This is a genomic window from Pseudomonas sp. FP1742 (assembly GCF_030687145.1).
In the GTDB taxonomy this organism is placed as follows: Bacteria; Pseudomonadota; Gammaproteobacteria; order Pseudomonadales; family Pseudomonadaceae; genus Aquipseudomonas; species Aquipseudomonas frederiksbergensis_D.
Genome location: NZ_CP117460.1, coordinates 6,169,769 through 6,190,146 on the forward strand (window position 1 = coordinate 6,169,769; position 20,378 = coordinate 6,190,146).

Consider the following 20,378-nt stretch of genomic DNA (forward strand, 5'->3'; position numbering starts at 1 on the left):
GAGCAAGCCCGCTCCCACAGGAGAATGCGATCTCATGTGGGAGCGGGCTTGCTCGCGAAGGCGGCAGTCCAGACGACACATTTTCTGGATCAGTCTTCCAGCAGCTCTTCAGCCTGACCCAGGATGTTTTCCAGGGTGAAGCCGAACTCTTCGAACAAGGCCGGCGCAGGCGCCGACTCGCCGTAGGTGGTCATGCCGATCACGCGGCCTTCCAGGCCCACGTACTTGTACCAGTAGTCCGCGTGGGCGGCTTCGATGGCGATACGCGCGCTGACCTGCAACGGCAGAACCGATTGCTTGTAGCCGGCGTCCTGGGCTTCGAAGACGCTGGTGCATGGCATCGATACCACACGGACCTTACGGCCTTGCTCGGTCAGTTTGTCGAAGGCTTGAACGGCCAGGCCGACTTCCGAACCGGTGGCGATCAGGATCAGCTCAGGCTCGCCTGCGCAGTCCTTCAGCACGTAACCGCCACGGGCGATCTCTTCGATCTGGATCGCATTGCGGGTTTGATGCTGCAGGTTCTGGCGGGAGAAGATCAGCGCCGAAGGGCCGTCATCACGCTCCAGGGCGAACTTCCAGGCCACCGCCGATTCAACGGCATCGGCTGGACGCCAGGTGTCGAGGTTCGGTGTGCAGCGCAGGCTGGCCAGTTGCTCGATCGGCTGGTGCGTCGGGCCGTCTTCGCCCAGACCAATGGAGTCGTGGGTGAATACATAGACGATGCGTTTTTTCATCAGCGCCGACATGCGCACTGCGTTGCGGGCGTATTCCATGAACATCAGGAAGGTCGCGCCGTAAGGCACCAGGCCGCCGTGCAGGGCCACGCCGTTCATGATCGCGCTCATGCCGAACTCGCGAACGCCGTAGTACATGTAGTTGCCGCTGGCATCTTCGGCGGTGACGCCTTTGCAACCTTTCCACAGAGTCAGGTTGGAACCGGCCAGGTCAGCCGAACCGCCAAGCAGTTCCGGCAGCAGCGGGCCGAACGCGTTCAGGGCGTTCTGGCTGGCTTTACGGCTGGCGATGGATTCGCCCTTGGCCGCGACTTCAGCGATGTAGGCCTGGGCCTTCTCGGCGAAATCGGTCGGCAGGTCGCCGCTCAGACGACGAACCAGTTCGTTGGCCAGCTCAGGGAACTCAGCGGAGTAAGCGGCGAAACGCTGATCCCACTCGGCTTCGGCAGCGCGGCCGGCTTCCTTGGCGTCCCACTCGGCGTAGATGTTGGCCGGGATTTCGAACGGGCCGTAGTTCCACTTCAGCGCTTCACGGGTCAGGGCGATTTCCGCGTCACCCAACGGGGCGCCGTGGCAGTCTTCCTTGCCTTGCTTGTTCGGCGAACCGAAGCCGATGGTGGTCTTGCAGCAGATCAGCGTCGGTTGTGCGCTTTTGCGCGCGGTTTCGATGGCGATCTTGATTTCTTCCGGGTCGTGACCGTCGACGTTGCGGATCACTTGCCAGTTGTAGGATTCGAAGCGCTTCGGCGTGTCGTCGGTGAACCAGCCTTCGACTTCGCCGTCGATGGAGATGCCGTTGTCATCGTAGAAGGCGATCAGCTTGCCCAGGCCCAGCGTACCGGCCAGGGAGCTGACTTCGTGGGAAATGCCTTCCATCATGCAGCCATCACCCAGGAACACGTAGGTGTGGTGATCGACGACGTTATGACCAGGACGGTTGAACTGCGCCGCCAGGACTTTTTCCGCCAGGGCGAAACCCACGGCGTTGGCCAGGCCTTGGCCCAGTGGACCGGTGGTGGTCTCGACGCCCGGGGTGTAGCCGTATTCCGGGTGACCCGGGGTGCGGCTGTGCAGCTGGCGGAAGTTTTTCAGGTCATCGATCGACAGGTCGTAGCCAGTCAGGTGCAGCAGCGAGTAGATCAACATCGAGCCGTGGCCGTTGGACAGTACGAAGCGGTCACGGTCGGCGAACGATGGATTGCTCGGGTTGTGCTTCAGGTAGTCACGCCAAAGTACTTCGGCGATATCCGCCATGCCCATAGGGGCACCGGGATGGCCGCTGTTGGCTTTTTGCACGGCATCCATGCTGAGGGCACGAATGGCGTTGGCACGCTCACGACGGCTGGGCATCGCTGATCTCCTGCGGATATTGAATCGAGAATGAATAAAACGAATCGGAAAAAAGGCGAGCATTTTCCCTCACCCACCGGCCTCGGGGCAATGACAGATCGTGATCTGAAGGCGTTTTTCCAATGGATAACGACGTATTCGGCCGATGAATCCTTTCCGCTGTCGGTTTGTTGACTGAAGCTAACGTTAAGAAGTGCCATCTATCGAGCAATATCAAAACTTTTTGATATTGCCCTTGCAGTGATTTCTGACCGTCACTAGACTGCTGGCCTTATGAATTTGCGCGTGCCTTCCGTTCAACATGACGATTGCGATGAGCTGGCGGCCCTGTGCAAGGCCGGCGGCGATCCTCTGCGGCTGAATGTATTGCGCGCGCTGGCCAACGATTCGTTCGGCGTTTTGGAACTGGCGCAGATCTTCGGCATCGGCCAGTCCGGCATGAGTCACCACCTCAAGGTACTGGCCCAGGCCGGACTGGTGGCGACCCGCCGTGAAGGCAATGCGATTTTCTACCGCCGCGCCCTGCCCCATACCGACCTGTTGGGCGGCAAGCTGCATGCCGCGCTAATGGAAGAAGTGGACAACCTGACCCTGCCACCTGATGTTCAGGCGCGGATCGCGCAGGTCCATGGGCAACGAGCCGCGGCCAGCCAGGACTTTTTCTCACGGGTGGCGGAGAAGTTTCGCGCCCAGCAAGACTTGATCGCCGGCCTGCCGCAATACCGCGAAAGCGTGGTGGCATTGCTCGACAAGCTGGGTTTCGGCCCTGGTGCCACGGCCATCGAAGTAGGCCCCGGCGATGGCGGTTTTCTGCCGGAGCTGGCGCGGCGCTTCACTCAGGTCATCGCGCTGGACAATAGCCCGGCGATGCTCGAACTGGCCCGTCAGGTCTGCGAACGTGAAACGCTGGCTAACGTCAGCCTGCAATTGGCCGATGCATTGAACGGTGTGAGCCTTCAGGCCGACTGCGTTGTACTGAACATGGTGCTGCACCATTTTGCCGCGCCGGCCGAAGCACTCAAGCACATGGCCGCCTTGCTGCAACCAGGCGGTAGCCTGTTAGTGACAGAGTTATGTAGCCACAACCAGAGTTGGGCCAGGGAGGCCTGCGGTGATCTCTGGTTGGGGTTTGAACAGGACGATCTGGCCCGTTGGGCCACCGCTGCGGGACTCGTTCCCGGGGAAAGCCTCTATGTAGGCTTACGTAATGGTTTCCAGATTCAGGTCCGCCATTTTCAGCGACCGGCTGGCGACACTCACCATCGGTAAATTCAGGAAACAATCGAGATGAGCGAATACTCCCTCTTCACCTCCGAGTCCGTGTCTGAAGGGCATCCGGACAAAATCGCCGACCAGATTTCCGATGCGGTGCTGGACGCCATCATTGCTGAAGACAAGTTCGCCCGCGTGGCGTGCGAGACTCTGGTGAAAACCGGCGTGGCAATCATCGCAGGTGAAGTCACCACGTCGGCCTGGGTCGATCTGGAAGACATCGTCCGTAACGTGATTCTCGACATCGGCTACAACAGCTCCAATGTCGGCTTCGACGGCGCGACCTGCGGCGTGATGAACATCATCGGCAAGCAGTCCCCCGACATCAACCAGGGCGTTGACCGTGCCAAGCCTGAAGATCAGGGCGCCGGCGACCAGGGCCTGATGTTTGGCTACGCCAGCAACGAAACCGACGTGCTGATGCCGGCACCGATCACCTTCTCGCACCAACTGGTTCAGCGCCAGGCCGAAGCCCGTAAGTCCGGCCTGCTGCCTTGGCTGCGCCCGGATGCCAAGTCGCAAGTGACCTGCCGCTACGAAAACGGCAAGGTTGTCGGTATCGACGCCGTTGTACTGTCGACCCAGCACAACCCTGACGTGTCCTACAAAGACCTGCGCGAAGGCGTGATGGAGCTGATCGTCAAGCACGTACTGCCTGCCGAACTGCTGTCCAAGGACACCCAGTTCCACATCAACCCGACCGGCCAGTTCATCATCGGTGGCCCGGTGGGCGACTGCGGCCTGACCGGTCGCAAGATCATCGTCGACAGCTACGGCGGCATGGCCCGTCACGGCGGCGGCGCATTCTCCGGCAAGGATCCATCGAAGGTTGACCGTTCGGCGGCCTACGCCGGTCGTTACGTGGCCAAGAACATCGTCGCCGCCGGCCTGGCCGAGCGTTGCGAGATCCAGGTTTCCTACGCGATCGGTGTCGCTCAACCGACTTCGATTTCGTTGAACACCTTCGGCACCGGCAAGATCAGCGACGACAAGATCGTCAAACTGGTTCGTGAAGTGTTCGACCTGCGTCCATACGCGATCACCACCATGCTCGACCTGCTGCACCCGATGTACCAGGACACCGCTGCGTACGGCCACTTCGGTCGTACCCCGGAAACCAAAACCGTGGGCGACGATACGTTCACCACGTTCACCTGGGAAAAAACCGACCGCGCCGACGCTCTGCGTACTGCCGCCGGCCTGTAAGACCTCCCCGGTTGCACCCAAAGCCCCGCACGGTTCGCCGTGCGGGGCTTTTTATTGTGCAGCCGCTTGAGACCGTGTCGCCGCCTTCGCGAGCAAGCCCGCTCCCACATTTGATCTCGGTCCATGTGGGAGCGGGCTTGCTCGCGAAGAGGCCTGCCCAGTCACCTCTGCCTCACGCCAGAAACACTCAGCAAAAAAACCATACTTTGCACTCACCAACACTGATCTAGCCTTCAAGCATCCCAACGAGCAAGGACGCTCTCGATGCTGCCCAACCTGCGCCTGTTTTTCGGTTTCCTGCTAACCCTCACCTGCCTGACCGCCAATGCCACCAACTGCCCCGATTGGCCACCGGCCCGCGCTCTCGACGAAATCACCGCATTGCAGAAGCGAATCGATCTCTGGGACGACAGCTACCACCGCGAAGGCCGATCGCTGATCGCCGATGAACTCTACGATCAATCCCGCGCGCGACTGACTGAATGGCGCGAGTGTTTTGACTCAGGCCCCTCCGCCGAACCGCTGCGTACGGCCGGCGGCACGGTTGCCCACCCCATCGCCCACACAGGCCTGGAGAAACTGCGCGATGGGCGCGCCGTCGAAGCCTGGCTGAAAGATCGCGGGGATGTGTGGATTCAGCCCAAAGTCGACGGCGTGGCAGTGACGCTGGTCTATCGCAATGGCAGGCTGTACCAGGCGATCAGTCGTGGCGACGGGGTAAACGGCCATGACTGGACCGCCTCGGCACGCCAGATCGCCGCCATCCCTCAAAACCTTCCACAGCCGCTGGACCTGCTGCTGCAAGGCGAACTCTATTGGCGCCTGACTGATCACATACAAGCCCAGGCCGGCAGCCTCAATGCCCGCGCCACGGTGGCCGGATTGATGGCGCGCAAGGAACTGAGCGCCGAGCAAGGCGCCGGCATCGGATTGTTTGTCTGGGACTGGCCGCAAGGCCCGAAAAACCTGCCGGCCCGCGTGGAGGCTCTGGATGAGTTGGGGTTCCCGAGCACCGCGCCCTATAGCCAGCCGATCGAGGCATTTGCCGATGCCGAGCGCTGGCGCGATCACTGGTATCGCTCGCCCTTGCCGTTTGCCAGTGATGGCATCGTTTTGCGTCAAGGAAAACGCCCACCGGCCGAGCGCTGGCAGGCGAAAACGCCTTACTGGAGCGTTGCCTGGAAATACCCTTTTGCCCAGGCGCTGGCCGAGGTGCGCAAGGTCCACTTCAAGATCGGACGGACCGGCCGGATCACACCGGTGCTGGATCTGGCCCCGGTAATGCTCGATGACCGGCAGATCAAGCGCGTCAGTGTCAGCTCCCTGCAACGCTGGGAGGCACTGGACATTCGTCCCGGCGATCAGGTCGCCATCAGCCTGGCGGGGCTGACCATCCCCAGGCTCGACGGTGTCGTATTGCGCAGCACCGAGCGCCCTGAATTGAACGTACCGCTGGCAGCAGATTTTCATCCGTTAAGTTGCTGGCAGCCGACCCCGGGGTGCGAAAGTCAGTTCCTCGCACGCCTGGCCTGGCTCAGCGGCAAACAGGGGCTGGCCTTGCCTCATGTCGGACCGGGCACCTGGGAAAAACTGCTCAAGGCCGAACGCCTCGGCGGCCTGCTCGATTGGTTGACCCTCGATGAGCAAGAGCTTGCTAACATTGACGGCTTCGGCGAACGCAGCAGCGCTCGCCTGGCGAACAGTTTCAACAGCGCCCGGCAACGCCCGTTCGCTCACTGGCTCAAAGCCCTGGGCTTGCCGCCGACTGGCCAGGCACGCCTCGCCGATTCATGGCAGGTGCTGGCACAACGAAATACCGAGCAATGGCAGGCCGAAGCCGGTATCGGTCCGGGACGCGCGGCGCAATTGAGCGCATTTTTCCGCGACCCGCAGGTCCTGGCCTTGAGCGAGACATTACGTGTTGCCGGGATTGACGGTTTTTAGCAGCCGGCAAGCCCCGCCAGCCCGGGAACCCAAAGGTGCCGATGCGGCTCAAACAGCCCATCGCCATATCGAATTTTTCACCTGGAGCTTTTATGAAACTTCTTTCACCGCTCGCCTTGTTGGCCCTGTGCAGCGTGATGGCCGCTCCATTGATGGCCGCCGAAGACGCCCCGGGCCTCACCGGCTGCGCCGCAAAAAAACAAGGCATCATCAATCAGATCGAACTGGCCAAGTCCCACGGCAATGCCGATCAACAGGCGGGCCTGGAAACCGCCCTGAGCGAAGTCACCGCCCACTGCACCGACGCCTCCTTGAAGAAGGAACGGGAAAACAAGGTGCTCGACGCCAAGCATGAAGTCAGCCAGCGTCAGGCCGATCTCGACAAGGCGATGAAGAAAGGCGACGCCGAGAAGATCAACAAGCGCAAAGACAAACTGGCTCAATCGCGCAAGGATTTACAGGACGCGCTCGACGAACTGGATAAGTAATCCGGTTTGAATACGCCGCCTCAATGATCCCGAAACTCTTTATGGCAAGCACTGCACGCGTCTTCGACTTTCTGCACCGCCGGCCCCAGGTTACCGGCCTTGTAGGGTTGAACCTGGCTGGCGATCACCAGCTCACCGGTGGCGCCCTCAAGGGTGCGGGCCATTTCCTGGAAACGTGCCTGTTTCTGCCAGACATCGTCCTTGGCGCTGGTGTGATCTGCTTCGCGCACCTGCGGGAAATGTTTCCACGGCTCATGGGACAACGCGTCGAGCTTCACCGCGCCGTCGGCGAATTTCGGGCCATCGAAGGGAATACGCCCACGCAACATGCCGCCCAGATCTTCGCCGGTCTTGAGCATCTGCTTGAAGATCGCCTTGCGCTGACCCAGTGGCGAGTTCGGGTCGACACCGCCACAGGCGGACAAGGCCAGACAGGCCAGCAATACAACAGAAAGTCTTTTAAGAGTCATGGTGGCTTCAGGTCACGGGAAACGGCAGCCAGTATCCTCGCGTCACTGGCAAAGACCAATAGCCCTATTATCAATACGGGTTGTTTGAGCGCATGGAGCACTCAGGCAACCGGCAAAGGAATTACTCCATGAACAGCCGTTTCAAGGCATGGCGTCACAATCTGCTCTGGTCCCTTCCGATGGTGGCCGTGCTTGCGGGCTGCACCGGTGGCGACAGCAGCAAACCGAAAACCCATGCACTGGCGACCTACTCCAGCGCCACCTGGGAAGCGCTTCCGGCGGTGTCCGACAACGACCTCGTTGCCGGTTTCGGCTCGTGGCGCAGCGCCTGCACCCGACTCAAGGCCGACCCGGTCTGGGGTGGCACCTGTGCCGCTTCCGCCAACGTGCAGCCAACCGCCAGCGATATCCGCGGCTTCCTCAAGCAGAACCTCGATGTTTACGGCTTGCGCGCCGCCAACGACAACCCCAACGGCTTGATCACCGGTTACTACGAACCGGTGTATCCCGGCAGCCTGACCCAGACCGAGCAAGCGAACATCCCGGTGTACGGCGTGCCCGAAGACATGATCATCGTCTCGCTGGACAGTATTTACCCGGAGCTCAAAGGCAAACGCCTGCGCGGACGGCTCGAAGGTCGCGTGCTCAAACCATATGACGATGCGGCAACCATTGAAACCAAAGGCGTGAAGGCGCCGGTGATTGCCTGGCTGACCGACCCGATGAACCTGCAGTTTCTGCAAATCCAGGGTTCGGGGCGCATCCAGCTCGAGGATGGCCGTCAACTGCGCATCGGTTATGCCGACCAGAACGGCCACCCCTACCGCCCCATTGGTCGCTGGCTGGTGGATCAGGGCGAGCTGAAGAAAGAAGAGGTGACCATGAGCGCCATCGATAACTGGGCCAAGGCCAATCCGACGCGCATTCCCGAACTGCTCGGCAGCAATCCCAGCTATGTGTTTTTCAATCGCAACCCGGACAGCAACGAAGGGCCGCGCGGCTCGCTGAATGTGCCATTGACCGCCGGTTACAGTGCGGCGGTGGATCGCAAGGTGATTCCGCTTGGCAGCCTGTTGTGGTTATCGACCACACGACCTGACGGCAGCGCACTGGTGCGTCCGGTGGCGGCTCAAGATACCGGCGGCGCGATTGCCGGCGAGGTCCGCGCAGACCTGTTCTGGGGCACGGGCGATGCAGCCGGGCAGTTGGCTGGAGACATGAAACAGCAGGGGCAGATCTGGATGCTTTGGCCTAAAGGGGCGGCATTGCCGCAGGTGCCGCAGGTTGCCGATACGGTTAAAGCCAATCCTTAAGCGTTGTGTCGGCAACACTACTGCATTCGCGAGCAAGCCCGCTCCCACATTGGATCTCTGCGGCACACAAAGTCTGTGTTCACTGAGGATCAAATGTGGGAGCGGGCTTGCTCGCGAAGAGGTCAGCAAAAACAATGCTCTCAGACAGATACCACAAAGAAACTGACAATCAGCCCCATGCCAATGGCCCACACCAGCGACCGCAGAATCGCCCAGTCCGCCAGATAGCAAATGATGTACAGCAGCCGACTGGTGATGAACAGCACCGACAGCACATTGATCGTCACCAGTTCGGCATTGCCGGCCAGATGCGCCACGATCACCGCCGCGGCAAACGCCGGGGTCACTTCGAAGCTGTTCAACTGCGCCGAATGCGCACGCCTGGCCACGCCTTCGAGCGAATCCAGAAACGCCCTTGGGTCGTGATTCTGTTTCAGCCCGAACTTGCCATTGCTGAACTTGGCGACGCCTGTGCACAGATAAGGCAAGCAGATCGCAATCAAAATGCACCACAGAGCAACCGTCATAACGCAGTCCCTTCTTTAAGTTGTAGAGAATCGAATTCCATCAGCGGCGACTAAAATTTCATCACCAACATGCCGATCAAAACCAGTGCGCAGGCTAAGAGTCGTGGCCCGCCAAAAGGTTCTTTGAGGTAGCGCATACCGAACAGCACCACCAGAATCACGCTGATCTCGCGCAGCGCCGCAGCTTCGGCAATTGAACCGAGCTGCATGGCCCAAAGCACCAAAGCGTAGCTGAACAAGACGCAGAACCCGACCGCCAACCCCAACCGCCACTGTTCGCGCCAGAACAACATGAACGCCGGGCGTTTGCGCACCAGCGCCAGCAAGGGGAACGGCCAGGCACTGAGCACGGTGACCCATACCAGGTAATCCAGCGGATGGGACCAGCGTCGCAAGGCCTGGCCATCGATGAAGGTGTAGCAGCCGATGCACAAGCCGATCAGCGCCACCACCGGCAGCATCGACCACGGCAGACGCACCCCGCCCCCGCCCTGCCAGAGCAGGCACAACATGCCGAACGGAATGAGCAAAATCCCGAAGATCTGCTGAGCCGTCAGCACTTCACCGGCGAAGATCAACGTCAATGCCAGCACCACCAGCGGCGACAGGCCACGCATCAAGGGATAGACCAGGCCGAGATCGCCGACCCGATAGGCCTGGATCAACAGGTAGCGATAGAGCAACTCGAATGCCGCCGACGCGAGAATCCACGGCCACATCTCCAGTGGCGGCAACGCCACGAATGGCAGCATCAGCGCAACAAACAGCAGCGCCACGCTGTCCATGCAGGCCACCACCAACAGCCGCTCCGCACTGAACTTGATCAGGGTATTCCACGCCGCGTGCAATAGCGCCGCCACCAACACCAGAACCGTCGCAAGCACGGCACACTCCCTATTTCGCCACGCCCTCCCCCTACAGGGGTGAGGCAGATATTTGATTCGCCATATGTCCGCAGCTGTTTATACTGCAAGCGACCACGCCGCACTCAGTTGCGCACAGACTAATACCAATAATTCCTGCCTCTGCCCGCTCTCATGGAGAACGGTCGTCGGCCTGCGTATGCCTGATCAAAGCGTCAAGACTACCGACAGAGACCTTGCGCATGCCACTCGCCTTGCTTGCACTGGCCGTTGCCGCTTTCGGCATCGGCACCACTGAGTTCGTCATCATGGGTTTACTGCCCGATGTCGCCCGCGACCTCGCCGTGAGCATTCCTCACGCCGGCCTGCTCATCACTGGATACGCCCTGGGCGTGGTGTTCGGTGCGCCGATCCTCGCGGTCGGCACCGCCAACATGCCGCGCAAAGCCACGCTGCTGGGCATGACGATGATGTTCATTCTCGGCAACATCCTCTGCGCCCTGGCGCCGAACTACGCCACATTGATGGCCGCACGAGTGATCACCGCGCTGTGCCATGGCGCGTTTTTCGGCATCGGTTCAGTGGTAGCGGCCAGTCTGGTGGCACCGAACAAACGAGCCCAGGCGATTGCCATGATGTTCACCGGCCTGACCCTGGCCAACGTGCTGGGCGTGCCATTGGGCACTGCGCTGGGGCAATACGCCGGCTGGCGCTCGACTTTCTGGGCGGTGTCGGTGATTGGCGTAATTGCGGCGATCGCGCAGTGGGTCTGGCTGCCCAAGGAAATTCCCATGGACAAGGCCAACCTGGCCAGCGAGTTCAAAGTGCTGGGCAAGGTCAACGTGCTGCTGGCGCTGGGCATGAGCGTGCTGGCGTCCACCAGCCTGTTCAGCGTATTCACCTATATCGCGCCGATCCTGCAAGACATTACCGGCGTCAGCCCCCATGGCGTGACGATCATGCTGCTGTTGTTCGGCGTCGGTCTGACGGCGGGCAGTATGCTGGGCGGCCGATTGGCGGACAGTCGCTTGCTGCCTTCACTGGTAGGCATGGCGTTGGCCGTGGCCGTGGTGCTGGCCGCTTTCAGCCAGACCAGCCATTCGGTGATCCCGGCAGCGATCACGCTGGTGTTGTGGGGTGTTTTCGCGTTCGCGTTGTGCCCGATCCTGCAGTTGCTGATCATTGATGAGGCTCATGAGGCACCGAACCTCGGCTCGACGTTGAATCAAAGCGCATTCAATCTCGGCAACGCCGCCGGAGCGTGGATTGGCGGGCTGGTTGTCGCCAGTGGCGCGGACCTGGCGGACTTGCCGTGGACCGGCGCACTGGTCAGCGGGTTAACGGTGCTGACGGCGCTATTTTTCATCTACCTGCAACGTCGCAGTGCTGCCGTGGTCAGCGCGTCCGATTAATGCCAGTCGGTGAAATTACGAAACCTATGGGAGCGGGCTTGCTCGCGAAGGCGGTGAGTCAGGCGACATCAATCTTGAATGTGCCGCCGTCTTCGCGAGCAAGCCCGCTCCCACATTGAATTGCGCTGGCATCAGGTTCTTCTACCTTCACTTTTCGATCTTTTGCGGTTCGGATTCCTGGGCCCGCTGCGCAGAGGTCTTCGGCGGCCCGCTTTCACTGCGAATCTGCGCGTGACTGATCAGCGCGAAGATAAAACTGCCGCCGATGATGTTCCCCGCCAGCGTGGGACCGGCGAACACCAGCCAGAAATCCTTCCACGGCAATTCGCCGGCGAACACCAGGTACGAGACCTCGACCGATCCGACCACGATGTGGGTAAAGTCCCCCAGCGCCATGAAATAGGTGATGAGGATGATGATCCACATCTTGGCGCTCTCCATGGACGGAATCATCCAGACCATGGTGGCGATCATCCAGCCGGAGATGATGCCTTTGGCGAACATTTTGCTGGCGTCGTTTTCCATGACCTTGCGCCCGATGTCGAGGAAGGCCAGATCGGTCTTGGTGTCGAAAATCGGCAGGTGCAGCATCACATACGCCACCAGCAAGGTGCCGCAGAGGTTGCCCACCAGCACTACCGTCCACAGCCGCAACAGCCGACCGAAGTTACCCAGCGTGGGCTTGCTCATGATCGGCAGCACGGCGGTCAGGGTATTTTCGGTGAAGAGTTGTTGCCGGGCGAGTATCACTGCGAGAAAACCGGCGCAGTACCCGAAGCTGGCGATCACCTTGAAGCCTTCACCGTCCGGCAGGCGCGAGTTGAGCAATCCCATGCCCATCAGTGACAAGCCCATGGTCAGGCCGGCGGCCAGGGCCGACCACCATAGCGCCGCAACACTGCGCTCAAGTTCCTGATCGCCTTGGGTGCGAATGATTTCGTGCAGCACCGCCGCGCGCGGGGGCTGGTTTTTGTCGACCTCGCGCCGTTCCTGTGCCGAGAGGTCCGGGGTCTTGCCGTCTTTGGGCGTGTCCATAGAGTTCCTGAACCGGTTGCGTGTCTAGGTACGACACGCGGGGTTCAGAGCTGTTCAGTGGTGCGTTAAATCATCGCTGACCGATAGACCGCTTTCGCGGGCAAGCCCGCTCCCACACTGGATCTGCGTCGTGCACAAAGTTTCTGCTCACTGAGGCAAATGTGGGAGCGGCTTGCTCGCGAAACCGCCGATTTCACCCGCCGATGTCATCATCCTTGAACTGGTCTTTGACGTACCTGATCTCGGTCCGGCCGTGCAGCATGGGCAGGCCGTCTTCACCAAGGTTCACGAACACCATCTTCTCTACCGTCAGGATGCTCTTGCGGGTGATCTTGTTGCGCACTTCGCAGGTCAGGGTGATCGAGGTGCGACCGAACTCGGTGGCGGTAATGCCTAACTCGATGATGTCGCCCTGGCGCGAGGCGCTGACGAAGTTGATTTCGGAAATGTACTTGGTGACCACGCGCTGATTACCCAGCTGGACGATGGCGTAGATCGCCGCCTCTTCGTCGATCCAGCGCAGCAGGCTGCCGCCGAACAGCGTGCCGTTGGGGTTGAGGTCTTCGGGTTTTACCCATTTGCGGGTGTGGAAATTCATACTCACTCCTGACCGTCTTGCCGATTGATGCCGGCCATCATGGCAGAGCCCGGACTAGAGCTCTATTAAGCATCGACTATGGTCTCGATTACCGTTCGGACATTGACCAACAGAAACGCTTTGGAAGATCAGCATAGCCCGCTATAATCGCCCCCGTTTCAAAACGGTAACCTTCACTTGCTACCGTTTTCCCGCCACCTGTCCGAGGGGCGCTGCAGCAGGTTCAACCTGTCAGGCTCGGATGGGGCGTTGACTGGCCACGGCCGGACACTAAACGCACAACGGCGCCCATTCGCATACATTACGAATGGAGGCTCTTCATGAGCGCTGTTATCACGCCTGCAGATTTTACCGATTACAAAGTCGCCGACATGTCCCTGGCTGCCTGGGGCCGTCGCGAAACCATCATCGCCGAATCCGAAATGCCGGCCCTGATGGGTCTGCGCCGCAAGTACTCCGTCGAGCAACCGCTCAAGGGCGCGAAGATCCTCGGCTGCATCCACATGACCATTCAGACTGCCGTGCTGATCGAAACCCTGGTTGCCCTGGGTGCCGAAGTACGCTGGTCGTCCTGCAACATTTTCTCGACTCAGGATCAGGCCGCCGCTTCCATCGCCGCTGCCGGCATCCCGGTGTTCGCCTGGAAGGGCGAGACTGAAGAAGAGTACGAGTGGTGCCTGGAGCAAACCATCCTCAAGGATGGCCAGCCTTGGGATGCCAACATGATCCTCGACGATGGCGGCGACCTGACCGAACTGCTGCACAAGAAGTACCCACAAGTACTGGACCGTGTTCACGGCGTCACCGAAGAAACCACCACCGGCGTTCACCGTCTGCTGGACATGCTGGCCAAGGGCGAGCTGAAAATCCCGGCCATCAACGTCAACGACTCGGTGACCAAGAGCAAGAACGACAACAAGTACGGCTGCCGTCACAGCCTGAACGACGCGATCAAGCGCGGCACCGACCACCTGCTGTCCGGCAAGCAAGCGCTGGTCATCGGTTACGGTGACGTGGGCAAGGGTTCGGCCCAGTCCCTGCGTCAGGAAGGCATGATCGTTAAAGTCTCCGAAGTCGACCCGATCTGCGCCATGCAAGCCTGCATGGACGGTTTCGAACTGGTTTCGCCGTTCATCGACGGTATCAACAACGGTACCGAAGCGAGCATCGACAAAGCGCTGCTGGGCAAGATCGACCTGATCGTGACCACCACCGGCAACGTCAATGTTTGCGACGCCAACATGCTCAAAGCCCTGAAGAAACGCGCTGTGGTCTGCAACATCGGTCACTTCGACAACGAAATCGACACCGCTTTCATGCGCAAGAACTGGGCATGGGAAGAAGTGAAGCCACAGGTTCACAAGGTTCACCGCACCGGCCCGGGCGCGTTCGACGCTCAGAACGACGACTACCTGATCCTGCTGGCCGAAGGCCGTCTGGTTAACCTGGGCAACGCCACTGGTCACCCAAGCCGCATCATGGACGGTTCGTTCGCCAACCAGGTTCTGGCGCAGATCTTCCTGTTCGGCCAGAAATACGCCGACCTGTCGCCAGCCCAGAAAGCCGAGCGCCTGACCGTTGAAGTACTGCCGAAGAAACTCGACGAAGAAGTGGCCCTGGAAATGGTCCGCGGTTTCGGCGGCGTGGTCACTCAACTGACCAAGCAACAGGCTGACTACATCGGCGTCACCGTCGAAGGCCCGTTCAAGCCGCACGCTTACCGCTACTGATCGGTCCTGCCGCCTGCTCTCCTTGTGGGAGCGGGCTTGCTCGCGAAGACGATTTATCATTCAACATTGATGTCGACTGACCCACCGTTTTCGCGAGCAAGCCCGCTCCCACATGGGATGTGCAAGCCTCTCCGGCTTACGTGCTTCCAAGGATATGACCATGTCCCAAGAACGTCGCTACAGCTTCGAATTCTTCCCGACGAAGACCGATGCTGGGCATGAAAAACTGATCGCCACTGCCCGTCAGCTGGCGACCTACAATCCCGATTTCTTCTCCTGCACCTACGGCGCTGGCGGTTCGACCCGTGATCGCACCCTCAACACCGTGTTGCAGCTGGAAAGTGAAGTCAAAGTCCCTGCCGCACCGCATTTGTCTTGCGTGGGCGACAGCAAGGACGACCTGCGCGGCCTGCTGACCCAGTACAAGGCAGCCGGCATCCAGCGAATCGTTGCGCTTCGCGGTGACCTGCCCTCGGGCATGGGCATGGCCAGCGGCGAGTTGCGTCACGCCAATGACCTGGTTGAATTCATTCGTGAAGAGACCGGCGATCATTTCCATATCGAAGTCGCCGCTTACCCGGAAATGCATCCGCAAGCGCGCAACTTCGAAGACGATCTCAACAACTTCGTGCGCAAGGCCAACGCCGGCGCCAACAGTGCGATCACCCAGTACTTCTTCAACGCCGACAGCTATTTCTACTTCGTCGAGCGTGTACGGGCCAAGGGTGTGAACATCCCGATCGTGCCGGGGATCATGCCGATCACCAACTACAGCAAGCTGGCGCGCTTCTCCGATGCTTGCGGAGCGGAAATCCCGCGCTGGATCCGCAAGCAACTGGAAGCCTACGGCGACGACACCCAGAGCATTCAAAGCTTTGGTGAGCAAGTCATCACCGAGATGTGCGAACACCTGTTGCAAGGTGGCGCACCGGGGCTGCACTTCTACACACTGAACCAGGCTGAACCGAGCCTGGCGGTGTGGAATAACCTGAAGTTGCCGCGCTAATAGCCGTTAACGCAAGATCAAGAGATCGCAGTCTTCGGCAGCGCCTCCAGAGGAATATGTACCTCTGCAGGCGCCGCCGAAGGCTGCGATCTTTTGCTTTTAATGCCCGATCCAGAGCTTCTGGATCCGGTTTCTGGCTCTTTATGATTTCTCGTCGTAATCTCAAGCCATGCCCCTGATCGCCCAGTTACTGACCGTGCTTCTATTCACTTGCCTGAGCTTCACCGCTCGGGGCGAGAAGCTGCGTATTGTCACCGAACCCTGGGCGCCTTACGTGTATGAGGAAAACGGCACGGCGCTGGGGCTCGACTACGAAACCACGGCCATTGTCTTCAAGCGCCTGGGGATCGACGTGGAATGGCAGTTCCTGCCCTGGAAACGCTGCCTGTCGATGCTGGAGCAGGGTCAGGCAGACGGTGCGCTGGATATTTTCCATAGCGATGAACGCGAAGCGACTCTGCTCTACCCCAGCGAACCGCTCTCGCAAGTGGAATTCGTGATGTTCTACGCCAACGAGCGACCGTTCCCGTTTCGCACCCTGGAGGATCTGAAAGGCCTGACCATCGGCACCTCGCCGGGCTACCTGTACAGCAAGGACTTCAGCGAATCGAGGCTGTTCACCCAGGAGCCCGCGCCCACTCATGAAGCCAACTTCGGCAAACTGGTACGCGGGCGGATCGACCTGCTGATCACCGATCGCCGGGTCGGCCAGTACTTGCTCGATCAACTGAACATCCGCGACAAGATCACCGAGAACCCGACCGTCATCAGCCAGCAGAGCCAGTATCTGGCGGTACGCCGCAATGCCGGGATGGATTTGCTGGTGCAGCGGTTCGGGGCCGAACTCAAGCGCTTCAAGCGCGAGCCCGCCTACGCCGAACTGAGCGCCCGCTATGGTGCCGGCCCGGCCACCGAAGCACGGGGCGCCCACGCCACCGCAACCGGCGAAAAAACCGTTGAGCAGCAGGAAAGCGGCGCACAGTGATTGCTCTGTTATACTCCGGCCTTCCCGCCAGGCTCACGCCCGGACGCTCGGACTTGTTCAAGGCATCTCGATCCCGCTACAGCGCAGCTTTACCAGCCCGCGCGAGCGCTCCAGACGAGCCTTCGAGGCCCAGCAGGACCGGACGGGATTGCGTCCTCTTAAACGCCATTCGCGCCAGGCAAGACTCCCATTGGGCCAAGCCCTAACTAAAACAGGATTACTCATGTCCTTTGCTTCCCTCGGTCTCTCCGAGGCTTTAGTCCGCGCCATCGAGGCAGCGGGCTATACCGAGCCTACTCCGGTGCAACAGCGGGCCATTCCCGCCGTGTTGCAAGGTCGCGACCTGATGGTTGCGGCTCAGACAGGTACTGGTAAAACCGGCGGCTTCGCCCTTCCGATTCTGGAGCGGTTGTTTCCCAACGGTCACCCGGACAAATCCCAGCGTCACGGTCCGCGCCAACCCCGCGTACTGGTCCTGACCCCAACCCGCGAACTTGCGGCCCAGGTACACGAAAGCTTCAAGGTCTATGCCCGTGACCTGAAATTCGTCAGCGCCTGCATCTTCGGTGGCGTCGGCATGAACCCGCAGGTTCAAGCCATGTCCCGTGGTGTCGACGTGCTGGTGGCCTGCCCCGGTCGCCTGCTCGACCTCGCCGGCCAGGGCAGTGTCGATTTGTCCCACGTGGAAATCCTCGTGCTGGACGAAGCCGACCGCATGCTCGACATGGGCTTTGTCCATGACGTGAAAAAGGTCCTCGCCCGCCTCCCGGCCAAACGGCAGAACCTGTTGTTCTCGGCGACCTTCTCCAAAGACATCACCGACCTCGCCGGCAAGCTGCTGCACAACCCGGAACGCATCGAAGTCACGCCGCCGAACACCACGGTCGAGCGCATCGAACAGCGCGTATTCCGTCTGCCGGCCAACCACAAGCGTTCGCTGCTGGCGCACCTGATCACCGCAGGCGCCTGGGAACAGGTGCTGGTATTCACCCGCACCAAGCACGGCGCCAACCGCCTGGCCGAGTACCTGGACAAACACGGCCTCGCCGCCGTCGCGATCCACGGTAACAAGAGCCAGAACGCCCGCACCAAAGCCCTGGCCGACTTCAAGGCCGGTGAAGTGCGCATCCTGGTCGCCACCGACATCGCCGCGCGCGGCCTGGACATCGACCAGTTGCCTCACGTGGTCAACTTCGAACTGCCGAACGTCGACGAAGATTACGTGCACCGTATCGGTCGTACCGGCCGTGCCGGTCGTTCGGGCGAGGCGATCTCGCTGGTGGCTCCGGACGAAGAGAAGCTGCTCAAAAGCATCGAGCGCATGACCAAGCAGAAAATCGCCGATGGCGACCTGATGGGCTTCGATTCCAGCGCCGTGGAAGCCGAAAAACCGGAAGTCCGCGAGCGTCCGGATGTGCGTAACCCGCGCAACCCACGTGGCCCGCGCGGCGACGGCCCGAACGGCAGCGGTGGTGGTGGCGGTCGTAAAGACAAAGGCAAGGACAAGGGCGGCAAGGAAAAACCTGCCGCTGGCCGTGGCGAGCGCCCGGCCCGTGAACACAAGCCACGCGAAGGCACCCCGGCCCGCGAACAACAGCGCCCGGCCCCTCGCGCCGCCGCCGACCGTGCTCCGGACGAGTTCCTGGACGACGATATCGATAACTTCGGTAACCGCGTCGACTACGTGCCTCAAGCCAAACCGGCTCAGGGCCGTGGCCGCCGTCCGGGGGCTCCGGCACAAGGCGCAGGCGCTCCGCGCACGGGTCAGCCACAAGGTCGCCAGAACGGTCCGCGCAACAGCAGCGGCGCTACCACCGGCACGCCGCCGGCCAAGCGCAGCGGCCCACGCAACGGCGCTCCACGTGATGGCCAGGCCCGTCGTGAAGAGTCCCGCAACCGCCGCCCGGCCCGTGACGACCAGCCTCGTTCGGAACCGGCCGTGCAAAACCCGCGGGGCCCGGCACCGAAGATCATTCACAAGGAGTCGAAAAGCGATCGCTTCCCGACACCTGAGCAACTGGATCAACTGCCAGGCCGTCCGCGCGGCGAAAAACCAGCGTTGCTGACCCGCAACCGCTGAGTTAGCACCGTTATAAAAAATGCCCTGATCTTGCGATCGGGGCATTTTCATTTCAGCTGAGAACATCCCTGCAGATTTTCTCCGACCATAAAAAACGCCCGCGATCGTGAGATCGGGGGCGTTTTTGTGTCAGGCGCGAAATTTATTTCGCTTTGACACCTTCAAACGTCACGTACAGCTCGACCGCGTCGGACGCTGGGCCCAAGTCTTTCTGCTTGCCGAAATCCGAACGCTTGATGCTGGTGGTGCCTTCGAAGCCGGCACGGTAGCCGCCCCATGGATCCTTGCCTTCACCCAGGAACGTGGCCTTGACCACGATTGGCTTGGTCACGCCCAGAAGGGTCAGGTTACCCGTCACGTCGGCCGTGTCTTTGCCTGCGGCGTTTTTACCGGTAGGTTTGACGCTGGTGGAGACGAACTTGGCGTCGGCGAATTTGCCCACGTTCAGGAAGTCACCGCTGGCGATGTGCTTGTCGCGTTCGGCGTGGTTGGTGAACACGCTGGCGGTGCGCACATTGAACTCGATCTTGCTGTCTTCAGGCTTGGCAGCGTCGAAGCTGAACTTGCCGTCGATATCCTTGAAGGTACCGATGATGTAGCTGTAGCCCAGGTGGCTGATCTTGAAGTCAACGAAGGCGTGCTGACCTTCTTTGTCGACCACGTAATCGGCCGCCATCACGTTAGCCGACAGCAGAGCAGAACCGATTGCCAGAGCGGCGAGCGTCTTTTTCAACATGCTTTCTATTCCTTTGGAGTCGAGGTTGAACATCAGGCTTTGCGCCCCAGCATTCGCGCCAGGGTCGCATCACGATCGATAAAATGGTGTTTCAATGCTGCCAACGCATGGAGACCGGAAAAAATTACCAGCACCCAGGCCAGGTACAAATGGATCACACCCGCGGTGTCTGCCTGGTCCGGTAGTCCGGAAACCAGTGCAGGAATTTCAAACAGGCCAAACACCGGAATCCCGACACCGTCTGCGGTGGAAATCAGGTAACCGGCAATCATCACAGCGAACAGACTGAGATAAAGGAAGGAATGGCCGAATTTGGCGCCAAGGCGGGTCACGCGGCTATAGCTTGGCAGGAGCGGCGGCGGTGGGCTGATGAAGCGCCACACTACCCGCAGCAACATCACGGCAAATAACACCAGACCAATACTCTTGTGCAGATCCGGCGCGTCTTTGCGCCAGGTGCTGTAGTAATCAAGACCGACCATCCACAACCCCAACGCAAACAGGCCGAAGACGGTCAACGCCACACCCCAGTGCATGAAGATGCTGACCCAACCGTAGCGGGAAGAAGAGTTACGTAGCTGCATTGCCCAAATCCTGTAAGAACTGCGCCCAAGACTATCGAGTTA

At 60.4% G+C, this 20,378-nt stretch carries 18 protein-coding genes and 1 riboswitch; of the genes, 10 read left to right on the forward strand and 8 right to left on the reverse strand.

Features of this window, described 5'->3' with window-relative positions; all coding sequences use genetic code 11:
- Window positions 1–89: 89 nt before the first annotated feature.
- Window positions 90–2,087, reverse strand: coding sequence for a transketolase (gene tkt / locus PSH64_RS28030; protein WP_105340857.1), 1,998 nt, complete (start codon window positions 2,085–2,087; stop codon window positions 90–92).
- Window positions 2,088–2,360: 273 nt separating this feature from the next.
- On the opposite strand from tkt, the gene PSH64_RS28035 reads away from it, so the two are divergent.
- The 4 genes from PSH64_RS28035 (at window position 2,361) to PSH64_RS28050 (ending at window position 6,997) form a co-directional block, all read left to right on the forward strand.
- Complete coding sequence (locus tag PSH64_RS28035) at window positions 2,361–3,356, forward strand: metalloregulator ArsR/SmtB family transcription factor (RefSeq protein WP_305479277.1); 996 nt, start codon at window positions 2,361–2,363, stop codon at window positions 3,354–3,356.
- Between the two features lie 18 nt (window positions 3,357–3,374).
- On the forward strand, window positions 3,375–4,565 hold the full coding sequence (gene metK, locus PSH64_RS28040) for a methionine adenosyltransferase (RefSeq protein ID WP_105340855.1): 1,191 nt from the start codon (window positions 3,375–3,377) through the stop codon (window positions 4,563–4,565).
- Between the two features lie 264 nt (window positions 4,566–4,829).
- Complete coding sequence (ligB, locus tag PSH64_RS28045; protein ID WP_305479278.1) at window positions 4,830–6,509, forward strand: NAD-dependent DNA ligase LigB; 1,680 nt, start codon at window positions 4,830–4,832, stop codon at window positions 6,507–6,509.
- Between the two features lie 92 nt (window positions 6,510–6,601).
- Entirely contained in the window at window positions 6,602–6,997 is a 396-nt protein-coding gene (locus tag PSH64_RS28050; protein ID WP_105340853.1) for a DUF1090 domain-containing protein, read from the forward strand.
- Between the two features lie 20 nt (window positions 6,998–7,017).
- On the opposite strand, the gene PSH64_RS28055 is transcribed toward PSH64_RS28050, so the two are convergent.
- The gene (locus PSH64_RS28055) at window positions 7,018–7,467 is read right to left on the reverse strand and encodes a cytochrome c (protein ID WP_105340852.1); all 450 of its coding nucleotides are present in this window, start codon (window positions 7,465–7,467) and stop codon (window positions 7,018–7,020) included.
- Window positions 7,468–7,595: 128 nt separating this feature from the next.
- Between PSH64_RS28055 and PSH64_RS28060 the strand changes: the two genes are divergently transcribed.
- Window positions 7,596–8,780, forward strand: a complete 1,185-nt coding sequence (locus tag PSH64_RS28060; RefSeq protein ID WP_305479279.1) for a murein transglycosylase A — start codon at window positions 7,596–7,598, stop codon at window positions 8,778–8,780.
- Window positions 8,781–8,920: 140 nt separating this feature from the next.
- Here PSH64_RS28060 and PSH64_RS28065 read toward each other — a convergent pair whose 3' ends face one another.
- Together PSH64_RS28065 and PSH64_RS28070 are read right to left on the reverse strand one after the other, a co-directional pair.
- Window positions 8,921–9,307, reverse strand: a complete 387-nt coding sequence (locus PSH64_RS28065; protein ID WP_018928745.1) for an MAPEG family protein — start codon at window positions 9,305–9,307, stop codon at window positions 8,921–8,923.
- Between the two features lie 50 nt (window positions 9,308–9,357).
- Entirely contained in the window at window positions 9,358–10,191 is an 834-nt protein-coding gene (locus PSH64_RS28070; protein ID WP_105340850.1) for an EamA family transporter, read from the reverse strand.
- A 221-nt stretch (window positions 10,192–10,412) separates the two neighbouring features.
- On the opposite strand from PSH64_RS28070, the gene PSH64_RS28075 reads away from it, so the two are divergent.
- The gene (locus PSH64_RS28075) at window positions 10,413–11,582 is read left to right on the forward strand and encodes an MFS transporter (RefSeq protein WP_105340849.1); all 1,170 of its coding nucleotides are present in this window, start codon (window positions 10,413–10,415) and stop codon (window positions 11,580–11,582) included.
- A 147-nt stretch (window positions 11,583–11,729) separates the two neighbouring features.
- Here the strand turns inward: PSH64_RS28075 and PSH64_RS28080 are convergent, their stop codons facing one another.
- Together PSH64_RS28080 and PSH64_RS28085 are read right to left on the reverse strand one after the other, a co-directional pair.
- Window positions 11,730–12,617, reverse strand: a complete 888-nt coding sequence (locus tag PSH64_RS28080) for a formate/nitrite transporter family protein (protein ID WP_305479280.1) — start codon at window positions 12,615–12,617, stop codon at window positions 11,730–11,732.
- A 193-nt stretch (window positions 12,618–12,810) separates the two neighbouring features.
- Window positions 12,811–13,215 carry an acyl-CoA thioesterase gene (locus PSH64_RS28085; protein ID WP_305479281.1) on the reverse strand — a complete coding sequence of 135 codons (405 nt, stop codon included), beginning with the start codon at window positions 13,213–13,215 and terminating at the stop codon, window positions 12,811–12,813.
- Window positions 13,216–13,413: 198 nt separating this feature from the next.
- Window positions 13,414–13,512: riboswitch (S-adenosyl-L-homocysteine riboswitch) on the forward strand.
- 23 nt (window positions 13,513–13,535) lie between these two features.
- Here PSH64_RS28085 and ahcY point away from each other — a divergent pair.
- From ahcY to PSH64_RS28105, 4 genes are all read left to right on the forward strand, one after another.
- On the forward strand, window positions 13,536–14,945 hold the full coding sequence (gene ahcY / locus PSH64_RS28090; RefSeq protein ID WP_105340846.1) for an adenosylhomocysteinase: 1,410 nt from the start codon (window positions 13,536–13,538) through the stop codon (window positions 14,943–14,945).
- Between the two features lie 160 nt (window positions 14,946–15,105).
- Window positions 15,106–15,951, forward strand: a complete 846-nt coding sequence (metF, locus tag PSH64_RS28095; protein ID WP_305479283.1) for a methylenetetrahydrofolate reductase [NAD(P)H] — start codon at window positions 15,106–15,108, stop codon at window positions 15,949–15,951.
- Window positions 15,952–16,120: 169 nt separating this feature from the next.
- Window positions 16,121–16,936 (forward strand): ABC transporter substrate-binding protein, encoded by an 816-nt coding sequence (locus PSH64_RS28100; protein ID WP_105340844.1) that lies wholly within the window; start codon window positions 16,121–16,123, stop codon window positions 16,934–16,936.
- A 223-nt stretch (window positions 16,937–17,159) separates the two neighbouring features.
- A complete protein-coding gene (locus PSH64_RS28105) occupies window positions 17,160–19,016 on the forward strand; it encodes a DEAD/DEAH box helicase (RefSeq protein ID WP_105340843.1) in 1,857 nt (618 codons plus the stop codon).
- A 142-nt stretch (window positions 19,017–19,158) separates the two neighbouring features.
- Here the strand turns inward: PSH64_RS28105 and PSH64_RS28110 are convergent, their stop codons facing one another.
- Both PSH64_RS28110 and PSH64_RS28115 read right to left on the reverse strand, forming a co-directional pair.
- Window positions 19,159–19,752: a YceI family protein gene (locus PSH64_RS28110; RefSeq protein ID WP_305479284.1), complete on the reverse strand. Its 594-nt coding sequence runs from the start codon at window positions 19,750–19,752 to the stop codon at window positions 19,159–19,161.
- Between the two features lie 32 nt (window positions 19,753–19,784).
- Window positions 19,785–20,336 (reverse strand): cytochrome b, encoded by a 552-nt coding sequence (locus tag PSH64_RS28115; RefSeq protein WP_305479285.1) that lies wholly within the window; start codon window positions 20,334–20,336, stop codon window positions 19,785–19,787.
- Between the last annotated feature and the right edge of the window lie 42 nt (window positions 20,337–20,378).

Excerpts from the sequence above, each read along its gene's own strand:
- tkt (WP_105340857.1), bottom strand. The coding sequence starts at position 2,087 with ATGCCCAGCCGTCGTGAGCGTGCCAACGCCATTCGTGCCCTCAGCATG.
- PSH64_RS28035 (WP_305479277.1), top strand. The coding sequence starts at position 2,361 with ATGAATTTGCGCGTGCCTTCCGTTCAACATGACGATTGCGATGAGCTG.
- metK (WP_105340855.1), top strand. The coding sequence starts at position 3,375 with ATGAGCGAATACTCCCTCTTCACCTCCGAGTCCGTGTCTGAAGGGCAT.
- ligB (WP_305479278.1), top strand. The coding sequence starts at position 4,830 with ATGCTGCCCAACCTGCGCCTGTTTTTCGGTTTCCTGCTAACCCTCACC.
- PSH64_RS28050 (WP_105340853.1), top strand. The coding sequence starts at position 6,602 with ATGAAACTTCTTTCACCGCTCGCCTTGTTGGCCCTGTGCAGCGTGATG.
- PSH64_RS28055 (WP_105340852.1), bottom strand. The coding sequence starts at position 7,467 with ATGACTCTTAAAAGACTTTCTGTTGTATTGCTGGCCTGTCTGGCCTTG.
- PSH64_RS28060 (WP_305479279.1), top strand. The coding sequence starts at position 7,596 with ATGAACAGCCGTTTCAAGGCATGGCGTCACAATCTGCTCTGGTCCCTT.
- PSH64_RS28065 (WP_018928745.1), bottom strand. The coding sequence starts at position 9,307 with ATGACGGTTGCTCTGTGGTGCATTTTGATTGCGATCTGCTTGCCTTAT.
- PSH64_RS28075 (WP_105340849.1), top strand. The coding sequence starts at position 10,413 with ATGCCACTCGCCTTGCTTGCACTGGCCGTTGCCGCTTTCGGCATCGGC.
- PSH64_RS28080 (WP_305479280.1), bottom strand. The coding sequence starts at position 12,617 with ATGGACACGCCCAAAGACGGCAAGACCCCGGACCTCTCGGCACAGGAA.
- PSH64_RS28085 (WP_305479281.1), bottom strand. The coding sequence starts at position 13,215 with ATGAATTTCCACACCCGCAAATGGGTAAAACCCGAAGACCTCAACCCC.
- ahcY (WP_105340846.1), top strand. The coding sequence starts at position 13,536 with ATGAGCGCTGTTATCACGCCTGCAGATTTTACCGATTACAAAGTCGCC.
- metF (WP_305479283.1), top strand. The coding sequence starts at position 15,106 with ATGTCCCAAGAACGTCGCTACAGCTTCGAATTCTTCCCGACGAAGACC.
- PSH64_RS28100 (WP_105340844.1), top strand. The coding sequence starts at position 16,121 with ATGCCCCTGATCGCCCAGTTACTGACCGTGCTTCTATTCACTTGCCTG.
- PSH64_RS28105 (WP_105340843.1), top strand. The coding sequence starts at position 17,160 with ATGTCCTTTGCTTCCCTCGGTCTCTCCGAGGCTTTAGTCCGCGCCATC.
- PSH64_RS28110 (WP_305479284.1), bottom strand. The coding sequence starts at position 19,752 with ATGTTGAAAAAGACGCTCGCCGCTCTGGCAATCGGTTCTGCTCTGCTG.
- PSH64_RS28115 (WP_305479285.1), bottom strand. The coding sequence starts at position 20,336 with ATGCAGCTACGTAACTCTTCTTCCCGCTACGGTTGGGTCAGCATCTTC.